This window comes from Allorhizobium pseudoryzae (assembly GCF_011046245.1).
GTDB classification, from domain to species: Bacteria; Pseudomonadota; Alphaproteobacteria; order Rhizobiales; family Rhizobiaceae; genus Neorhizobium; species Neorhizobium pseudoryzae.
This window is the reverse complement of the sequence record NZ_CP049242.1, coordinates 37434-55914: the sequence shown is the minus strand read 5'-3', so window position 1 is coordinate 55914 and position 18481 is coordinate 37434. Positions and strand designations below refer to the sequence as shown.

The window sequence follows — 18481 nt, the reverse complement described above, 5'->3', positions numbered from 1 at the left end:
CGATTCTTTCAAAAACATCTTGCCATATACCGCTGTTTTGAAAGAGGATTATGAAATCGATATCATTATGATTTTCCGGAAGTGCTCCGGTAGTTTCATAAACGACCGTTTTTGAAAGGTGTAACATGCTGATCGGCTATGCAAGGGTTAGCAAGGGAGACGAGCAGTCAAACAAGGCGCAGGCACGGGCCTTGGCAAATGCTGGCTGCGCGCGCGTGTTTGAAGAGAAGGCCTCGGGTGGACGTTGGGATCGGCCAGAGCTTCACCGCATGCTTGACCAGCTGCGCGAGGGCGACACTGTCGTCGTCTGGAAGCTCGATCGGCTGTCGCGCTCTTTGAAGGATGTCCTTCACCTGATGGATCGCATCGCCGCGGCAGGCGCCGGCTTTCGGTCGTTAACTGAGGCGATCGATACCACCACCCCGGCAGGGAGGATGATGATGCAGATGGTGGGATCCTTCGCTGAATTCGAGCGCGCCATGATCCGCGAAAGAACCTCGGCGGGTCTTGCCCAGGCGAGAGCTGAAGGCCGGGTTGGCGGACGTCGCAGAAAACTCGATCCACACAAGCGCCGTGAGATCGCCGAGAGCGTCTTGTCTGGTCGAAAGAGCGGCGCCGAGATGGCAAGGCTCTACGATATCAGCGAACCAACAGTTTCTCGAATTGTTGCTGAACATCGGCAGGGATTTGAGATCGGTTCTAACGGCTGACGACACACCTTGGCCAAGAGATCTTAACCTTGGGGAAATCACTCAGCCTTCCAGCATCTTGCCGCGTAAAACACGTTCCAAAAGCAAGCCGAGAAACAACGATGTCATGCCAAAGCCGATAAGGTACTCTTTATCCAGGATCTTCGTGCTGTAAGTCGGATAGTATGCAACCCGCATCCATTCTACCGCATGAACAACCGGATTATAGGATAACGGCGTGGAGAGCACATCCGGCAAACTAGAGATGACAAAAAGGGTCCCAGAGCCGATATAAACTAAAATCATCATCAAGGCATAGATCGTGGCGAAAAAGGGCGAGAACATCACGATGACGCCTGCTAAGACACCGACACCGACGGCAAGCAGCAAAGTGGCAAAGTAAGCCTCTACCGCCTCCGATAGATCCCACGGAAACGGATTATCTCCAATCGCATATATAATCGCGACTACCAATATCAGCGTTATGAACGCGGCCACAACCTCCAGAAATGCACGTGCCGTCATTATATCAACAACGGTAACGGCCGGAAAAGCAAGCATAGGCCGATTTAGTATCAAAGATAGCGACATAAATCTCGATATGTACATAAATGCTAGCGTGGGAATGAGCCCCGTAGCAAAGAATACATAAAGGCTATCTCCGAAAGGTGTTCTACGCCCGGTCAGCGAGTAGATCATCAAAAGGATCAGCATATGTGCCAACGGCCAAAGAGACACAATCAAGAAGCCGAGGCCATGATTGAAGAACCGGGTACGCATATCGCGCAAAATAACAGCCGTCATTACGTTGCGCTTTGAACGAAGCGCTTCGGGAAAACTGATGCGGGTTCTCGTTGTTGAAACCATTGATATCCCGCTAGCCAGTCAGAGCGCACTCGCCTCAAGTGTATTTAAGCAATATTCTAGCTCATATATTGCGCAGACGATGTGATAGAATGAACTCGCGGGTGCGGCTTCGTCAATGAAGCGGCCGTCAGCCATCATTTTGTCACGCCATAGACCCGGCGTTGGCACGGCAAGGAATCGATTGAGGGCGTCGGCCGCGCTTGACGCAGAGCGCAGATACCGTGCCCTCTCCTGCCCCTCAGACAAGACAGCTAGCCGAATTGCGCTCTTCAGCCATTCGGTCTGGGGCCACAGACGGGCAAGATCATCATGGACCGAGAAATCGTCAAGGAGTGACATGACAGCCACCTTACGATCGCCGCAAATGCCATATGCTTCACCGATGTCAAACAACCGTTTGGAATGTGCCAGAGCTTTTTCATTGCCGCGACGCTCACCCCAGCGAGCGAGTAGCCACGCCCATTCAAACTGATGGCCAGGCTCCATGATGCGGCCCTTTTCACCGTCGTACGGCGTCCAGTCTGCATTGAAGAACTCTCTTAGCCCGCCGGTCTCCGCATCGATGAAATGGGACATACATAGGTAGGCGATTTCATCGGCAAGATCACGCCAATCGCTCTGTTTGAATCCTTCCATTTCCTCACACGCCAATGCGGCCTCAAACAGGTGCATATGCGGATTTGAGCAAAGAGGCAGTCTTGCCGGAATAGCCTCGTGGAAGCCGGCGTGTCCATGGGCGTAGTTTTGGCGGAGAGAAGAGAGCATGCGCGACGCTCTTTCACCCATCTCCTGCTGAAGGGAGGGATAGACCTTGGCCGTGTAGCAGAATGCCAAAATGGCGAAGGCTTGGTTGTAGAGGTCGAAGCTGGCGTCAACGAGTTCTCCCTCAGCACTGGCAAGTGCACCGTAAAAACCATCAGATCGCCGGTAGACCCTGTCAAAGTATTGCAGACCCTCGATGACAAGCGGTTGCCAGTTGCCGCTCCACCCTCGTGAGCCAGCCTCGGCAAAACAATATATCTGGCGGGGATGGATACGACCACGCCGGTGCGAGTTCGTCGGCGAGCCTGCCAAATCAATCGTCTCGACGAAGCCGCCGTCCTGTCCTCGGAATCCGTTGATTTGCCAAAGCGGAAAAGCCTGCTCATGTAGCCAAGTTTGAAAGTGGTCGGCTTGATTTAAGATCTGCGAGATAGTGGCGCTCATCGTCGAACTTTTTGAGTAGATTGCCATGCGCTTATAAGACGGACGAGGCAATATCTAGCGGTGAATGCGTTCGCCGCGGGGAAAAACGCTTTGGTATGCGGTCTTTCACATTAACCCATCGGACAAGACGTTGGAACGACATTTAGCTGGTAGCTACTATATAGCTACCAGATAGCGGATTTACCAGATAGCTATCCGATACCGTTGGTACCATTTATATCTGGTAGCTATCTGTTATCATTTGATATGATAGCTTCCGCGAAACGTTGAGGACAAACCATGCCAGTCATATCGTTCGCCAACCCCAAGGGCGGAGCAGGCAAGACCACATCTGCCCTACTTCTCTCTGGAGAACTTGCTGCCCGAGGTGCCAGTGTTGCCATTATCGATGCGGACCCTGAACGCTGGATCTCCCAATGGGCAGCGCTCCCGGGAAAGCCTGATAAGATCACGATCATCGGCAATGTCACCGAAGACACGATCACCGACCTCATAGAGGAGGCGTCTTCGCAACATCAGTTCGTGATCATCGACTGCGAGGGCACAGCCAGTCTGATGGTTGCGAATGCGATCGGCATGTCTGATTTCGTCATCATCCCGACGCAGGGCGCTTCCATGGATGCCAAGGGTGCGTCGAAAACCATCAAATTGATCCGTAACCAGGCCAGAATGGCCCGGCGTGAGATCCCCTTTGCCGTTCTTCTGACACGTGTGAGTGCTGCCGTCACATCCCGTTCTTTGAAGAACGTCCGGGAACAATTGGATCAGGCGGGGATCGATGTCTTCGCGGTTTCTATCGTCGAACGTGCCGCGTACCGCGACCTCTTGGACTTTGGCGGATTGCTATCGACACTTGACCCAAAGCAGGTGAGCAACATCGACAAAGCGATCCAAAACTCGATGGAGTTTGCAGCGGAAGTGATTAGCAGACTGACGAAGATTGGTCAGCAGGGGAGGGCGGCCTGATGAACAAGCGCCCTAGCCTCGGGTTTGATGATGCCGCGGATGACGCAGCCGCACCGGGTACGCCGCTTGCTTTGGATCTAAGCCAGTTCCAACCGAAGCCCGCCAGACGGCCGGACAAGGAATCCGTTGAGCGTGCGGCGGAACAGGCCCAGTTTCGGAGTCGGGAGCCAAAGCCTCCGGTTCCTACAGTGCCTTCGCCTCCGTCTGGTCGAGCTATTCGGCGCAGACGAACAGGTCGCTCTGCCCAGCTGAACCTTAAAGTGAGGCCCGATACGATCGAACAGTTCTATGCGATCGCCGATGCCAATGGCTGGGGTTTGGGTGAAGCCTTCGAAAAGGCGGTGGATCTTCTCGCTAAGGGGCAATCCGGTCAATCGACCTCCTGAGCAAATCTTGATGTTCTGAGCTCCCGACGGATCCGAGTAGGATAGTCCGGACTTTGCCGACACGACAAATTTCCTGACGATGTGCCATCGCGGGCCAAAATCGGATTTTCGCCCATCAATCTTGACGCGTCTCGCCCTATGGTTCGCCGGATGGTGGCCAAAATAGCACCCTTTTTGTCGCTGTATTTCTCAATTTTTTTCGATCATTTGCGTTTTCATTATGGACTTAGGGAGCTGTTTTTTGTCGGGGCCCTTTTGTTTTTGTCTGGTTTTAAACGTTTTATATAGTTTTAGCGGGAAAAACGGCTTATTTTTTCTATTTTTTCAATAGGTTATCGATTTTTGTCGTCGGCCAAGTACGGAAAAATGTCGGTGATGTACGGCTTGTCGTCGGCCAAGTACGGGAAAAAGTCGGTCAAATACGGTTTAGTGAAGCATTGATGCTTGGGGGCGGCAGATAATTTTGTCGTCGGCGATGTACGGAAAGACTTTTCAGTTTTTGTCGTCGGTCAAGTACGGAGATCTGCGACAGAAATGAGCGGAATACCTCTTTATGAATTGCCTTCAAGGCGAGGGGCGAGACTGCCGGGCGAGCTATCGTCTCGACGTTTCATCCACAAGACCGTACCATCCTTGCCGTCCTGCAAGGCCAGATCGTAATCCGGCATCGGAAAGGCCTGGGTGCGCACGATGAATTCCTTGAGGTCGTAGGCGAACTTCCGGTACTCCTGTGTGGATCCACTGCGTTTGTGGATTTCGCGAACACTATAGGTGGCTTCCCCTTTGCCGGCCGCCTTGCGGGCTAAGCGATAGATGAAGCGACCAAGCCCGGAGCTGATGAGGAAGTAATCCTCATGCAGGGTCAGTAGTGGGATCGTGCGGTCATTGCGCACGACGCTCGTATAGACCCAGTCTGGAATGGTAATCTCGATCAGTTCGATCCGGTTGGCATTGGTGCGGCTGACGACGCTGTAGCCGCCGATCAACGGGCGGCTGTCGACCTGACGCCGGCGGCCGTTCGACAGGTTCACCACCTTGATCGTCGTATTGGCAAGCCGATCCAGCGCAGCCTCGAGATCTTCGTAGGATTTTCCGCCATCGGATCGACGGCAGAATTTCAGCACGTGCGAGGCACTGGGACGGTATGTCTTCGGCGGCAGGCTCGGCCGCAGCCCCTTGCTTTCTTCCCGCCGGTAGCGCTGCACCTCGTCGGCAAGGTAGGACACCATGTTGAGAAAGATGTCGTAGTCGAAGACGGTCGCAAGACCGGTTTCCGCGCCGCCCTCGATGGTGATCAGGCTGTCCTTCAGCTCATAGCGGATAATGGCCGCATTGGAGCGCTTGCTGAGCGAGAAGGGAGCAACGTCCATTAGGTTGACGTCGTCTTTGATCGGCGCGTCATAAACCGTGGGGACAAAAAAGGTCAGCTGGGCGTCTTCGCGGGGGGAGGGGCGCAGGATCCGCTTCGGCACGCTCTCCTGCATCAGAACGCCGGTGATATCGGCCTGCAGGCTTTCGTTGCGGATCGCTTCACCGAGATTGCGGATGGCGCGGTTGACGGGCGTGTCGTCCAACTGCTCAAGCTTCAGATCTGCCCAGACCCGACGGCTATAATAGCGCCGGAGACGGCTGAGCGCATCCCGATCGAGTTCGCAGTCCTCGCGGCCGTGCAGAAGAGCAAATTGGTGCGCCAGATCCTGCAGGTAGGCGTTTTTCTCGTGGAGCGACAGGCTTGCAAAGCGTTCGCGCGATATGATCGTCAAAGAGGAGCGTTTCATGAGCAATCTATTTCATGGTCTTTCACGAGCACTGACATAGTTATTGCCGAGGACTGATCAAATCGGATCGTCCCGTATAACCTTTGACTGGATCGCAAAAAGGGGGCAGGAAGGGGAGCACACGGCATCGCTAGAACAGCCATCAATTCTCCCCCTTTAGTTGCTACGCCCGCCTGCAACAATCGAAAATATATTCATGATGAAATGACTGTCAAAATTCCAGCCTTCGCTGGCCATTTTGCAGCCTTTTGTCGAAGGCTAAGAATGACTACCCCGAGGAGGCATGCGGTTGACGCGATTTGTCATTTTAGATTTTGCACGTTTCGTTTTTGCACTTTTAATCGCTATTAAGCATTTTGACGGCTTTGCTGCGCCGCCAAAAGCATATTTGGCTGTCGACTTTTTTTTCATTTTGTCCGGTTTCGTTCTCAGTGTTGCCTATGTGGATAAATTTAAATCAAAAGATTTTTATATGAATTTTATTACAGACAGGATTTCCAGAATATATCCGTTACACATATTGACGCTTTTTGCGCTTATTCCAATTCATATTTTATATTATATTACAAGCGGTGGGAAAATATTAGAAAGTGGATGGTCGTACCAAGATGGCATCTTTTATACGTTTGTATTGAACGTGCTGTTAATTCAGAATGTAGGCGTGAACAGTTCCGTATCTTGGAATGCCCCGTCTTGGTCAATTTCAGTTGAGATGTTTGTCAACCTATTCCTAGGCTTGATCTTGATCGCTGTCGTCCATAAACGCATCGTATGGCCGTTTCTAATTGCGGTTCCCATTGCTTGTTACGCGATTATATTTTCTCAATTTGGAAGTTTGGCGGTCACTTACGAAAGGGCATTCGGTTTTATAAATTCGGGATTGCTTAGAGGGATCGCTGGGATCTTTCTTGGTGTGGTTTCGTTTCAATGTTGGAGATGGCTTGAGACACGTCCAAAAATAATAACGGCCGCTATTTATGTCAGCATCACAACAATAATGGTGTCATTATTGATAATGATAGTTCCAATTAAAATACCTAATGGAGATTTCGCAATAGTTCCAATTATGTTTTGCTTCATAACGAGCGTTGCCATTGTCGAGGCGAGAAGGCCCATTAGATTCGGCTACATTAGGTCAATTTTAATTTATCTCGGCGCTTTATCGTATAGCGTATACTTAATTCATTGGGTCGTGCTGACATTCATTCGCTACCAAATAGCCTATGTTTGGGAGGTGAACCTAAATTTTGATTCACCTATATCCCTTCTTGCTTTTATCGCTATTACGTTGGCGCTTTCCGCGCTTATCCATCAAAGTTTCGAAATTCCGATGAAAAATAAATTGAAAGCGTGGTTCGCTTAGCTGCCATGCACCTCGAGTTGAGAAGTTGCCCGGTCTTGAGGTAAGTGAGATACAACTTCGTGTCTGCGCCACTATCCGTAAATAGGAGGTTGCGCACCGGGGTTAAGGCCGCAGAGCCCGCGATCAGAGTGCAAAATTGCCTCATCAGCACCCTGGAGTTCTAATGCGTATTTTACACGTCTATAAAACATACATGCCTGAGAACTCCACAGGAGTTCCGAAAGTGATTTATGAAATTTCCGAGCCGCTTTCGTCGTTGGGGGTACGTTCAGATGTGTTGGTAACAGGCGACAGAGAGACGCAGGAGCCATTCAAAATAGGAAATCATTATGTGCATTTAGCTAAACGTGATTTACACGTTGCGTCTACAAGTATATCGATCTCTATGTTCTCAAAATATAGGGATTTATGCAAGCAATCTGATGTTATACATTTTCACTTTCCGTGGCCAATGATGGATGTAATTGACGTTGCTATCCAATCCAAGAAGCCAAAGGTCGTCACGTATCACTCGGATATTGTAAAGCAGAAAAGAATTTTGCCGCTTTATCGCCCACTTATGCATAAGTTTCTTTCGGGTATGGATGTGATCGTTGCCACTTCCGAAAATTATCTGGAAAGCAGTTCCACTCTTCAAAAATTTAAGAAAAAAGTCGAAGTCATTCCACTTGGATTAGGGGAGAGACCTAGTTTAAATCAATCAAAAGTTGAGTTTTGGAGACAAAAAGTCGGCAGCGGATTTTTTTTATTCATAGGCGCCAACAGATATTATAAGGGGTTGAATTTTCTGGTCGAAGCAGCTCGGAATACGCAGTATCCTGTGGTGATTGCAGGCTTTGGGTTTTCAGGATTTGTGGAAAGAGAACGGACTCCGCCAAACGTAAAGGTCGTCGGCGCCATCGATGAAGACGATAAGGAAGCTCTTTTGGAGTTGTGCGGAAGCTTCATCTTTCCGTCGCATCTTCGGTCTGAGGCCTTTGGTGTATCGCTTCTGGAGGCCGCAAGGGCGTCAAAAGCCATGATTTCTTGTGAAATCGGGACGGGTACGAGTTACGTAAATCGGCATGGTGAAACTGGCCTGGTGATACCGCCAGCGAATGTGGAGGCTTTGTCGGACGCTATGACCATCCTTCATGACAATCCAGCTCTTCAAAACGAATATGGGGATGCCGCCAGGCGGCGGTACGAAACCCTTTTTCGTTCTGAAATGATTGCGCTGCGCTATTACGATCTCTACCAGAGGCTGTGCGCGGACTGATCGTCGGGAAGGGCCGTTCTTGTTTCATCAGAATTGAGACCTCTCAATCTTTTAGAGGGTTCTCCTTACCTAAAGGCGGGAGGCGGCTGAAATTCCGATTGCTGCGCTTGCAACATCAGACACATGTGGATTAAAACCACCAGCCAAATAGCCTCATTTCACCGCGAATTAAGATATCAGTGTGTGCCGGCCGACTTTAGACCGACAGTCTCCGGTGTTCGAACTTTGAAAGACGAGTGTGCAGCATGGGTACGTCCGGAAAGCAGTCGAAAGTTGCCTTGATTACAGGCGTAACGGGCCAAGATGGCTCCTACCTTGCAGAACTCCTCTTGGAAAAGGGCTATGAAGTTCACGGGATCAAGCGCCGTGCGTCTCTGTTTAATACGGCGCGTGTCGATCATATCTATGAAGATCCCCATATTAAGCATGCTCGTTTCAAGCTTCATTATGGCGATCTAACCGACACGTCCAATTTGACACGCCTCATTCGGGATATTGAGCCAGACGAAATTTACAATCTGGGTGCGCAGTCTCATGTGGCGGTGAGCTTTGAGGCTCCTGAATATACTGCAGACGTTGATGCAATTGGAACCTTGCGCATACTAGAAGCGATCCGTTTTCTCGGGTTAGAAAAGAAGACGCGCTTCTATCAGGCGTCAACATCTGAACTTTATGGGCTCGTACAGGAAATTCCGCAGAGGGAAACGACGCCATTTTACCCGCGTTCGCCTTATGCGGTCGCGAAGCTTTATGCCTACTGGATAACTGTTAATTACCGCGAAGCTTACGGCATCTACGCCTGCAACGGCATTTTGTTCAATCACGAGTCACCCCGTCGAGGCGAAACGTTTGTGACCCGCAAGATCACCAGAGGTCTAGCCAATATCGCGCTTGGCCTTGAAGATTGTCTTTTCATGGGCAACATCGATTCACTGCGCGATTGGGGACACGCGAAAGACTATGTGCGCATGCAGTGGATGATGCTGCAGCAGGAAGAACCCGAAGATTTCGTTATAGCGACCGGTGTTCAATACACGGTTCGTGAATTCATTATGTGGTCAGCAAAAGAACTCGGGATAACGCTGGAGTTCTCCGGTACGGGCGTCGATGAGGTCGCAAAGGTTGCCTCGATCGAAGGTGAAATGGCGCCGGCTTTGAAGGTTGGCGACACGATTGTTCGCATTGATCCACGTTACTTCCGCCCTGCTGAGGTGGATACGCTTTTGGGTGATCCGTCTAAGGCTAAGTCAAAGCTTGGCTGGGTGCCGGAAATTACAGCTCAGGAAATGTGTTCTGAGATGGTTGCGGAGGATCACAAATCCGCTCGCCGTTTCAAGCTTTTGAAAGAGCATGGCCTTAGCCTTCCGGTCAGCTTGGAAAATTGACAATGACGTATGAATTAGCCGGAAAGCGAGTGTGGGTTGCCGGTCATCGAGGTATGGTCGGATCTGCTGTCGTTCGACGACTTGCGGCCGAAAACTGCGATGTTATCACCGCCGGTCGCGATCAAGTGAATCTCAAGCGTCAGGCGGAAGTTGAGCACTTCGTACGTCAGTCTAAGCCGGATGCTATCGTGATGGCCGCTGCAAAAGTCGGCGGCATACTGGCAAACGATACCTATCCCGCTGAGTTCCTTTATGACAACTTGATGATCGAGGCTAACATCATCGAAGCGGCTCATCAGGTTGGGGTTGAGAAGTTTCTTTTCCTTGGATCCTCCTGCATTTATCCGAAATTTGCTGATCAGCCTATTCGTGAAAGTTCGCTTCTCACAGGCGAACTTGAACCTACCAACGAATGGTATGCCATTGCCAAGATAGCCGGCATCAAGCTTGCGCAGGCGTACCGCAAGCAGTACGGCGATGACTATATTTCAGCCATGCCGACGAACCTTTATGGACCTGGTGACAACTTTGATCTCAACACCAGTCATGTCATGCCAGCCTTGATCCGCAAGGCTCATGAGGCCAAACTTCAGGGTAACAACGAGATCGTCATATGGGGAACTGGCAAACCATACCGCGAGTTCTTGCACGTCGATGACTGTGCCGACGCACTGGTTTTTCTGCTGAAGAACTATTCGGAGCATGAACACGTGAATGTCGGCTCGGGTGAAGATATCACGATCTTGGATCTCGTGAAGCTGATCTGCCGCGTTGTCGGCTTCGAAGGCGAAATCGTTCACGATTTAAGCAAACCTGATGGCACTCCGCGAAAACTGATGAGCGCGGACAAGTTGCGTGCCATGGGTTGGGAACCCAAAATCTCGCTAGAAGACGGCATCAAAAGCGCCTATGAGGCATTTTTGAGCGGCGAGTATCATGAGCGCGGCCAAGCGACGAAGTCGTAGTTCAAACGAAATCTGCAATAATAACCCGGGCTGTAGTCGGGGTATTTTGTGATACGACGGTGATAATGTGATGACTTCCGATTTTTCCGTTATCATCCCGACCTACAATTCTGAGAAAAGCCTCGGTGCTGCCCTGTCTTCCTGTCTTCATCAGGGAGCTTCGGTTGAGGTGATCGTCATTGATGGGGCCTCCCGGGATAGGACAGTGGAAATCGCTGCTGCGCACGAGGCCAGACCTGTTATTCTCTCCGAGCCCGACAAGGGCATTTATGACGCAATCAATAAGGGATTGAAGCTTGCGACAGGGCGTCTGATCGGTATTTTAGGATCCGATGATGAGCTTGAGGCCGGTGCCCTTTCAAAACTCAACAGCCTCCATAAAAGAACGGAAACAGATATCGTTTTTGGTGCAGCCAATATGGTATCTCCGTCTGGAGATGTGGAGGTGCGCAAGGACGAGGCCTTTGGTCCAGGTGCGCTTTTGTCAGGAATTCCTTTTTGTCACAATGCAATGTTCGTTACACAGGATTGCGTGCGACGGGTGGGAGAATATGACAATTCTCTGAAAATCTGCGCTGATGCGGCATGGGTACATCGTGCGATAAGACTTGGTTGTACCGCGTCAGGCATTCCTGATCCTGTCGTTCGTTTTTCGCTCGGAGGAGTATCGTCGGTTAGCGCTGCAGAAATTATGGCAGAGACCTATGGGGTCATAGCGGCCAATTTCTCGTCAATAACGGCGGTCGAAGCGAAAGTTTTCATTGAAGCGGTCAGACGTTGGGGTGCCGTTGAGCCGGCACTGGAAATTGCCAGGCGTTATCCTCATGACCGTCTCCTGCAAGAAGCGGTAGCGCATGCATTTGGAGGTATCCAGCCTTCTGTTGCCTCAGCGGTACGGCCCAGTCTGAGGAGACGGATCGCCGCCCGGCTTCTGAGGCTGCTTCGATCCAACATTCATTCTGCATAGGTTTTCTGAATGCTCGTTTCCTTTGTGATCCCTGTCTACAACACAGAACGCTATTTGGCGCGCTGTCTCGATAGCCTGCTCAATCAAGCATTTCGAGATTTCGAGATTGTGTTGGTCGATGATGGCTCCACGGACGCAAGCTTCGATATTGCCGAACGTTATGCCATCGCGGACTCTAGAGTCCGCATTATGCGTCAACAAAACAGTGGTCAGGGTGCGGCACGCAACCGTGGCATTGATCATGCACAAGGCGATTACGTCTGGTTTATCGACAGTGATGACTGGATGACGGATGAAGCCCTTGTTCGCATTGCCGCTTTGTTGAAGAAGCATCATCCCGACGTTCTTGTCAGCAATTTTATATCTGTTTGGGAGGATGGGCGCTCGCATCCTGGGCCAGCGCCGATTCCGGAAATCTCGGGCAGAGTCGTCGATGCCAAAATGAGCGCGAATGTGTTTGCAAGCCTGTCTTGCTGGAGCACTCCGCCTTGGCGCCTGGTTTGCCGCCGGACACTTCTCAATGCTGAGCATATCCGGTTTGCGACGGGATTATTTTACGAAGATCATCCTTTTGCAATCCGCCTGATGCTGGCGGCAACTGCGGTATACGTCGATCCGACGGCCTCTTACGCTTATTTTCAGCGTGCAGGCTCCACCGTAAATGTGAGTGATAAAAAGGCTTTTGACTTTATCCCAATTCGTCGGCAGTGCCTGAATCTCTTGAGCAAAGCCAATGAAGGCGGGCGTTTTGACCCCATTTTGGCGGGCTATGTCTCTCCTCTTGAATTTTATCGAGCTCATGTGGGGGAGGCCTTTCAGGTCGAATTCATCCAGCGTCTTCATAAGGATACAAACCCTCAAGAGCTTGCTCTCGCGCGTAGCGCTGGGCACGTCGGCTACGCTAAATTCATCGAGGCAATAGAATTTAATGATACCGGTAAGTTAGCGGATGCCGAAAGTCGGATGACGCGCGGAATATCGGCATTTAAGAACCGCGGTCCTCGCTATCTGTATCAGCGGCTGCGGGCAAGCGCAGCCCACCGCACCAAAGCTTTAGTCAGAAGGGCAATAACGCGCGCGCGAACGGTGGCCCATGAAAGCCATTCGGGTGCTGACTATGGCGGCATGCGTTACCTCAGCAAGGGCCATGGTTGCATTGTTGATCAGATTTACATCGATGTGCGCGTAAAGCCAGAGCATCGCCCTTACGTCATTGTCGGAGATAATTGTATCGTATCGGGAAGTTACGTGTTTGAGCGTGGCTTGGGAAAAATTACGATCGGAGACAATAGTTCTATCGGTGGCGGCAGTCTGTTGATCTGCAGTCAGGATGCAGGCATCACCATCGGCTCAAACGTCATGCTTTCATGGAATGTGACGGTTATTGATTCCAATGCACATTCTCTCAATCCGGACATCCGCAAGATGGATGCCTATGCCTGGAAGCTCGGGCTCGAGACCGGCCAGATAGGCGCTTATAAAGATTGGGGCAACGTTTCATCGAAACCCATTGTCATAGAAGATCAAGCTTGGATTGGCTTTGGTTCGTCCATTCTTAAAGGAGTTACCATCGGCAAAGGGGCCGTGGTCGCTGCAGGATCAGTGGTGACAAAAAATGTCGCCCCGTTCACTATTGTGGGAGGCAATCCGGCGCAGTTTATCGGCTATGTCCCCCGCGAGAGATGGACGTGGGAAGAGACGATAGACGCCATGCAAGGCGATCCAAACCACAAGGAGATGCTGAAGTTTGCATTTCTCAACGGAAAGCCAGGCCAATCGTTCGAAATTTATTATCACTCCGAAGAGTTTAAGGCGACGAAAGAGATCGTCGATACGGTTGAACGTAAGTCTGGAAGAATGCTCGATGTCGGAAGCGGCATAGGGGTCACCTCTGTTGCCTTCTCGCTTCAAGGTTTTCATGTTGATGCCGTTGAACCGGAAACAGGTCCATTGACCGGCCGCAAAGGTATGGAAGACCTCATCGAAGAAGTCAGTAAATCCTGCAGTCTGCAGCTTGCCATGCACACGGGTTACCTTAGTGAGGTAAATCTTCCGCCTGGATATGACGTGGCGATCTGCCGCCAGGTTGCTCATCATTTCGCAGATCCTGTCAGGGATCTGTCACAGATACGCGCGCTGTTGCGACCGGGTGGCAAGGCCATTCTAATCCGAGATCATGTTATCTACGACGATGAGGACAAAGAGCGATTTCTTCGCGAGCATCCGATGCAATCCTTCTACAAGGGTGAAAACGCCTACAAGAAGGAGGACTACGTCCGGTTTGCCGAAGAAGCCGGTTTTGAGGTTGAAAGGGTCATCTCCTTCACGGAGTCACCGATGAACTACTGGCCTTCAACGGCTGAGCAAATTGCTATTGTTGGCGAAAACGTGGCGGGAAGACCGTATTCCTTTGTTCTGAAAAACCCAGAATTGCCAATCACTGGCGAGGCGGAAGCTCCATGAACCGTATTCTGATTATAGGCTCCGAAGGTTTCATCGGTTCCGCCGTCGCACGCGTCTTGCGAGCAACGCATAAGATCCAGCGCGCAGACATCGTATATGGCATAGAAGGGGAAGACTATCACCGTATTGACGCTGATGCGCCTGATTTCGCTCAACTGCTAGATGTTACAAAACCGGAAGTGGTTGTGAACTGCTCAGGTGCGGCGAGTGTGCCACTCTCATTTGAAAATCCGTCACGTGATTTTCGGTTGAACACGTTGCGGGTCAACGAAATTCTCGAGGCTATCCGTATCAGCCTCCCTTCTGCGCGCTTCATTCATTTGTCTAGCGCCGCGGTCTACGGGAATCCAACCACACTGCCTGTAAGCGAAGATGCACCGGCCGCTCCTGTTTCCCCCTATGGATGGCATAAGTTCTACGCGGAGCAGATTTGTCGTGAATATGCCACGCTGTTCAATCTGCAGTGCATTTCGCTTCGGATCTTCTCGTGTTACGGCCCGGGCCTGCGTAAGCAGCTATTTTGGGACAGCTATCAGAAGGCATTGAAATCGAAGACGCCGCAATTCTTCGGTTCTGGTCAGGAAGCACGTGATTTCATCTACGTAGATGATCTTGCTCGTGCCATACAACTGATAATCGAGAAGGCAGATTTTGACGGAAGAGCAATCAACGCTGCAAGCGGCACGATGACCACAATCCGTGAGGCGGTTGAAACTCTTTTTGGCCATCTTGGAGAGCAATACACGGCACACTTTACAGGTCAGGCCCGCCGAGGAGATCCTGACCGCTGGGTTGCCGATATCTCCTATTTGAAAAAACTTGGATTTTCCCCTGCTTTCGACGTGAAGACGGGGCTTGAGAGGACTGCCGAGTGGCTCAACGCATCAGATTAGGATTACCCTTTAATTACGATGAGAACTGGATCGGCGGAGCCTACTACGCGCAAAATCTCGTAAGTTCGTTCAGACTTCTTCCGCAGGCGATGCAACCTGACGTATTTGTGCTTTCGCATGATCGCAAATCGTTTGATTTTATCGCGCAAGGTTCTGGCTACAGCCGCTGTACCTGGGTGCAGCCGGCACGCCTGGCTGATATCGACGGTGGTATTTTCAGAAAATTGCGTCTGCTTCAGAAAATCGTGCCGCGGATACTGAAGCGGAAGATGAAGTTTGACATCATCTATCCCTTTCCAATCGATCGCCAAGCAGCAGAGACGGTATGCTGGATTCCGGACTTACAGGAGAAACACTTACCGCATCTCTTTGACGCCAAGGAATTGGAGCAGAGAGATAATCAGGTAAGATATTTTTTCCAGAATTTCGGAAATATTGTTTTTTCGTCAGAGGCGGCTCGGAAGGACTTCGAAACCTTCTATCCGGAAGCGGACGTAAAGACACATGTCGTGCATTTCGCGGTGTTCAATCCACCAGCGCCCACGATTTCCATTGCTGAAATCCGGAAGAAATACAAACTTCCGACACGTTTTTTTTACTGTCCCAATCAATTTTGGGTGCACAAAAATCATGTGATTGTCTTGGAAGCTTTGGCCAAGCTCAAGGATGAGGGCGTTAAAGTTGACGTGGTTTTTTCTGGTAAGGAACATGATCATCGTGCCCCCACCCACGCGCAGGACCTAAAAGACCGCGCCAAAGCCCTCGGTATCGATGACAGGACGCATTTCCTTGGTTTTTTGCCGAGGGATGAGCAGGTCACTCTTTTTGGGCAGGCTGTTTCCATTGTGCAGCCCTCTCTTTTCGAGGGTTGGTCGACGGTTATCGAGGATGCAAAAGCCACCTCCCAGTTTGTGATTGCCTCCGATTTGGCGGTGAACCGGGAGCAGATCAATAAGAACGTTGCTTTCTTCGATCCTAAGGATGCGCTCTCTCTGGCTGCAATATTGGCGCAATATGCCCATAAGGATCCGGAACGTGTCGAGCTCGATTACACGATCAAACAGCGTGCGTTCGCCGAAGATTTTCTGAAGGTTGCGGAAAACCTTCGTGCTTCAGCAGGTGGAAAATGAGATTCGGCCTAATCGTCAGAGCGTTCACATCTCCCTATCTGAACAGAAAGCTCATCTTCAGTCTGACTCGTCGGGACATTTCACAACGCTATCGAAGCTCAGCGCTTGGTCCGGTTTGGCTTTTTGCGCAACCGCTCCTGCTGCTTGCGCTTTACTCTTTCGTGTTTCAAGTCGTTCTGAGAGCACGATGGGGTATTGAGGGTGCCACAGGCTCCCCCGTTCCCTTCGGACTCATTCTTTTCGTGGGCCTGGTGCTGCACACGATCTTGTCCGATACTCTGGTCCGTGCGCCTGCAACAATCACAGCTCAAGAAAGCTTGGTGAAGCGCGTCATCTTCCCGCTTGAAATTCTGCCGGTCGTCAACGTTGCCAGTTCGCTGATGACAGCATTCTTGTCTTTTATCATTCTCACTGCCGCGATGATCGTCTTCGCCGGTTTTCTATATCCAACATCCATTATGCTGCTTGTGCCAATTCTTGGACTGGCATTGTTTACAACCGGCTTGGGTTGGATCCTGGCAGCACTGGGTGTTTATTTGCGGGATCTCAATCAGATTATGCCGCTTTTCAGCACATTGTTGCTGTTCACAGCACCAGTTGTCTATCCGCGCAGCATGGTTCCTGATCAGTTCCAGTTTCTCTTGGCCATTAACCCTCTCACGATTCCGGTCGAATGGTCTCGCGCGATTCTGTTCGAGGGCGCTATCTGGCATCCCGGCGCAGAGATATTTCTCATACTGTCAGCCGTCGTATACGTGATTGGGTACGGCTTTTTCCGTATGCTACGTCGGGAGTTCGCAGATGTCCTCTGATATCGCCATTCATCTCGACGGAATTTCAAAGCGGTTCGCCGTCTACTCTTCTCCGGCTGCACGGTTGATCAGCCTGCTTTTCCGTCAGCAACATAAGGCTGAATTTTTTGAAGCGGTCAAACCGCTCAACTTGATCGTTCGCAAGGGAGAATTCCTCGGGATCATCGGTGAAAATGGCAGTGGCAAATCGACCCTGTTACAGATCATTGCCGGGATTTTATCACCATCCTCAGGACGTATGCATGTTGAGGGCCGCGTAGGCGCTCTTCTTGAACTCGGTGCAGGTTTTAATCCCGAATTTACGGGAAGAGAGAATGCCAGATTGAACGCTGCCATTCTCGGACTTACCGATAGCGAATTTGAGCAGAAACTGCCTGAGATCATGGCATTCGCTGACATTGGCGAGTTCTTTGATAAACCGGTCAAAACCTATTCAAGTGGCATGTATGTGCGTCTCGCTTTTGCGGTACAGGCATGTGTTGAGCCAGACATTCTCATCGTTGATGAGGCTCTTGCCGTCGGCGACATATTTTTCCGTCTGAAGTGCTACGAGCGTCTCGAAAGGCTCCGCAAGAATGGCTGTACGGTCATTCTCGTGACGCATTCGATGGAGGATGTGATCCATTATTGCGATCATGCACTTCTGCTCCATCACGGGGAAGTCCTGTACCAAGGCGACGTGATGGAGGCCGTTAGCCACTATTATGCTCTTGGCAATCTGAAGACGGGCGAAACGCCAGCCACTGATGAGAAATTCCAGGAAACGTTGTCGCTGGAAGAGGGCGCAGTGGAGTGGCCCAGAATTTCGTTCATAGATCTTTCGTCTAAGGATCAGGTGACGGACGGATCGGTGGCATGTCGATCGATCGCTCTGACGGATGCGTCGGGCAAACCCCAGCGAATTTTCAAGCAGGGTGATACAGTCCATATATACGCGGAGTTCGAAGCACTGCGCGACCTAGAGACCGTCGTCGCTGGCGTCGTTATCCGCAGCGAGAAAGGTGTCATCTTACACGGCAAACACAGTGGTCAAGATGATCTTCCAGTTCCGCGCTTTGTGAAAGCAGGAACGCGCCTCCGTTGTCGACATGACATCGAGCTAAGTATCCATACAGGTGAATACCTGGTCGATGTGACCATTGGTGGCTACGCACGTCAGGTCTATGAGGCGCGCAATCGGATGACGATGGCAGAATTGGAATCGGCGGCCTACAGACATTGCGTCGTAAGCGCGGCCGCGACTCTGGGAGTCATTCCAGCTGCCAGCCATGGCTTTGCAGTTCAGCCGTTTTACGGCCTTGCCAATCTCTCGAGCCGGTCTCACATCACGCAACTCACGGCCCGCTGAGCAAA

The 18481-nt window shown here is 51.0% G+C and carries 16 protein-coding genes and 2 pseudogenes; 15 read left to right on the top strand and 3 right to left on the bottom strand.

The features are described from left to right. Positions 1–125 precede the first annotated feature (125 nt). Positions 126–710 carry a recombinase family protein gene (locus tag G6N78_RS18050; protein ID WP_165222074.1) on the top strand — a complete coding sequence of 195 codons (585 nt, stop codon included), beginning with the start codon at positions 126–128 and terminating at the stop codon, positions 708–710. 42 nt (positions 711–752) lie between these two features. Here G6N78_RS18050 and G6N78_RS18045 read toward each other — a convergent pair whose 3' ends face one another. Continuing rightward, entirely contained in the window at positions 753–1556 is an 804-nt protein-coding gene (locus G6N78_RS18045; protein WP_234905976.1) for an ABC transporter permease, read from the bottom strand. A gap of 18 nt (positions 1557–1574) precedes the next feature. Next, positions 1575–2762 carry an AGE family epimerase/isomerase gene (locus tag G6N78_RS18040; protein WP_165222071.1) on the bottom strand — a complete coding sequence of 396 codons (1188 nt, stop codon included), beginning with the start codon at positions 2760–2762 and terminating at the stop codon, positions 1575–1577. A 279-nt stretch (positions 2763–3041) separates the two neighbouring features. On the opposite strand from G6N78_RS18040, the gene G6N78_RS18035 reads away from it, so the two are divergent. Continuing rightward, positions 3042–3728: an AAA family ATPase gene (locus G6N78_RS18035; RefSeq protein WP_165222068.1), complete on the top strand. Its 687-nt coding sequence runs from the start codon at positions 3042–3044 to the stop codon at positions 3726–3728. A gap of 260 nt (positions 3729–3988) precedes the next feature. Then, positions 3989–4114: a hypothetical protein gene (locus G6N78_RS25975; RefSeq protein ID WP_272955639.1), complete on the top strand. Its 126-nt coding sequence runs from the start codon at positions 3989–3991 to the stop codon at positions 4112–4114. 551 nt (positions 4115–4665) lie between these two features. Here G6N78_RS25975 and G6N78_RS18025 read toward each other — a convergent pair. Beyond that, on the bottom strand, positions 4666–5892 hold the full coding sequence (locus G6N78_RS18025; RefSeq protein WP_165222062.1) for a replication initiator protein A: 1227 nt from the start codon (positions 5890–5892) through the stop codon (positions 4666–4668). A 289-nt stretch (positions 5893–6181) separates the two neighbouring features. On the opposite strand from G6N78_RS18025, the gene G6N78_RS18020 reads away from it, so the two are divergent. From G6N78_RS18020 to G6N78_RS17975, 12 genes and pseudogenes are all read left to right on the top strand, one after another. Beyond that, positions 6182–7255: an acyltransferase family protein gene (locus G6N78_RS18020; protein ID WP_165222059.1), complete on the top strand. Its 1074-nt coding sequence runs from the start codon at positions 6182–6184 to the stop codon at positions 7253–7255. A 163-nt stretch (positions 7256–7418) separates the two neighbouring features. Next, positions 7419–8513, top strand: coding sequence for a glycosyltransferase (locus G6N78_RS18015; RefSeq protein WP_165222056.1), 1095 nt, complete (start codon positions 7419–7421; stop codon positions 8511–8513). 245 nt (positions 8514–8758) lie between these two features. Then, positions 8759–9898, top strand: coding sequence for a GDP-mannose 4,6-dehydratase (gmd, locus tag G6N78_RS18010; RefSeq protein WP_165222053.1), 1140 nt, complete (start codon positions 8759–8761; stop codon positions 9896–9898). A 2-nt stretch (positions 9899–9900) separates the two neighbouring features. Then, positions 9901–10863, top strand: a complete 963-nt coding sequence (fcl, locus tag G6N78_RS18005; RefSeq protein WP_165222051.1) for a GDP-L-fucose synthase — start codon at positions 9901–9903, stop codon at positions 10861–10863. 70 nt (positions 10864–10933) lie between these two features. Continuing rightward, positions 10934–11830: a glycosyltransferase family 2 protein gene (locus G6N78_RS18000; RefSeq protein WP_165222048.1), complete on the top strand. Its 897-nt coding sequence runs from the start codon at positions 10934–10936 to the stop codon at positions 11828–11830. A gap of 9 nt (positions 11831–11839) precedes the next feature. Further along, positions 11840–13201 (top strand): annotated as a pseudogene (locus G6N78_RS26070) (glycosyltransferase); the annotation flags it as partial. Further along, positions 13190–13495, top strand: a pseudogene (locus G6N78_RS26065) (acyltransferase); the annotation flags it as partial. The pseudogenes G6N78_RS26070 and G6N78_RS26065, both read left to right, overlap by 12 nt. 45 nt (positions 13496–13540) lie before the next feature. Then, positions 13541–14293 (top strand): class I SAM-dependent methyltransferase, encoded by a 753-nt coding sequence (locus G6N78_RS26060; protein WP_370691530.1) that lies wholly within the window; start codon positions 13541–13543, stop codon positions 14291–14293. Next, positions 14290–15186, top strand: coding sequence for an NAD-dependent epimerase/dehydratase family protein (locus tag G6N78_RS17990; protein ID WP_165222042.1), 897 nt, complete (start codon positions 14290–14292; stop codon positions 15184–15186). The genes G6N78_RS26060 and G6N78_RS17990 overlap by 4 nt, the downstream gene beginning before the upstream one ends. Continuing rightward, the gene (locus G6N78_RS17985) at positions 15165–16316 is read left to right on the top strand and encodes a glycosyltransferase family 4 protein (protein WP_165222039.1); all 1152 of its coding nucleotides are present in this window, start codon (positions 15165–15167) and stop codon (positions 16314–16316) included. Before G6N78_RS17990 ends, G6N78_RS17985 begins: the two co-directional genes overlap by 22 nt. Next, positions 16313–17128, top strand: coding sequence for an ABC transporter permease (locus G6N78_RS17980; RefSeq protein WP_165222036.1), 816 nt, complete (start codon positions 16313–16315; stop codon positions 17126–17128). The genes G6N78_RS17985 and G6N78_RS17980 overlap by 4 nt, the downstream gene beginning before the upstream one ends. After that, entirely contained in the window at positions 17118–18476 is a 1359-nt protein-coding gene (locus tag G6N78_RS17975; protein ID WP_165222033.1) for an ABC transporter ATP-binding protein, read from the top strand. The genes G6N78_RS17980 and G6N78_RS17975 overlap by 11 nt, the downstream gene beginning before the upstream one ends. The last annotated feature ends 5 nt before the right edge of the window (positions 18477–18481 follow it).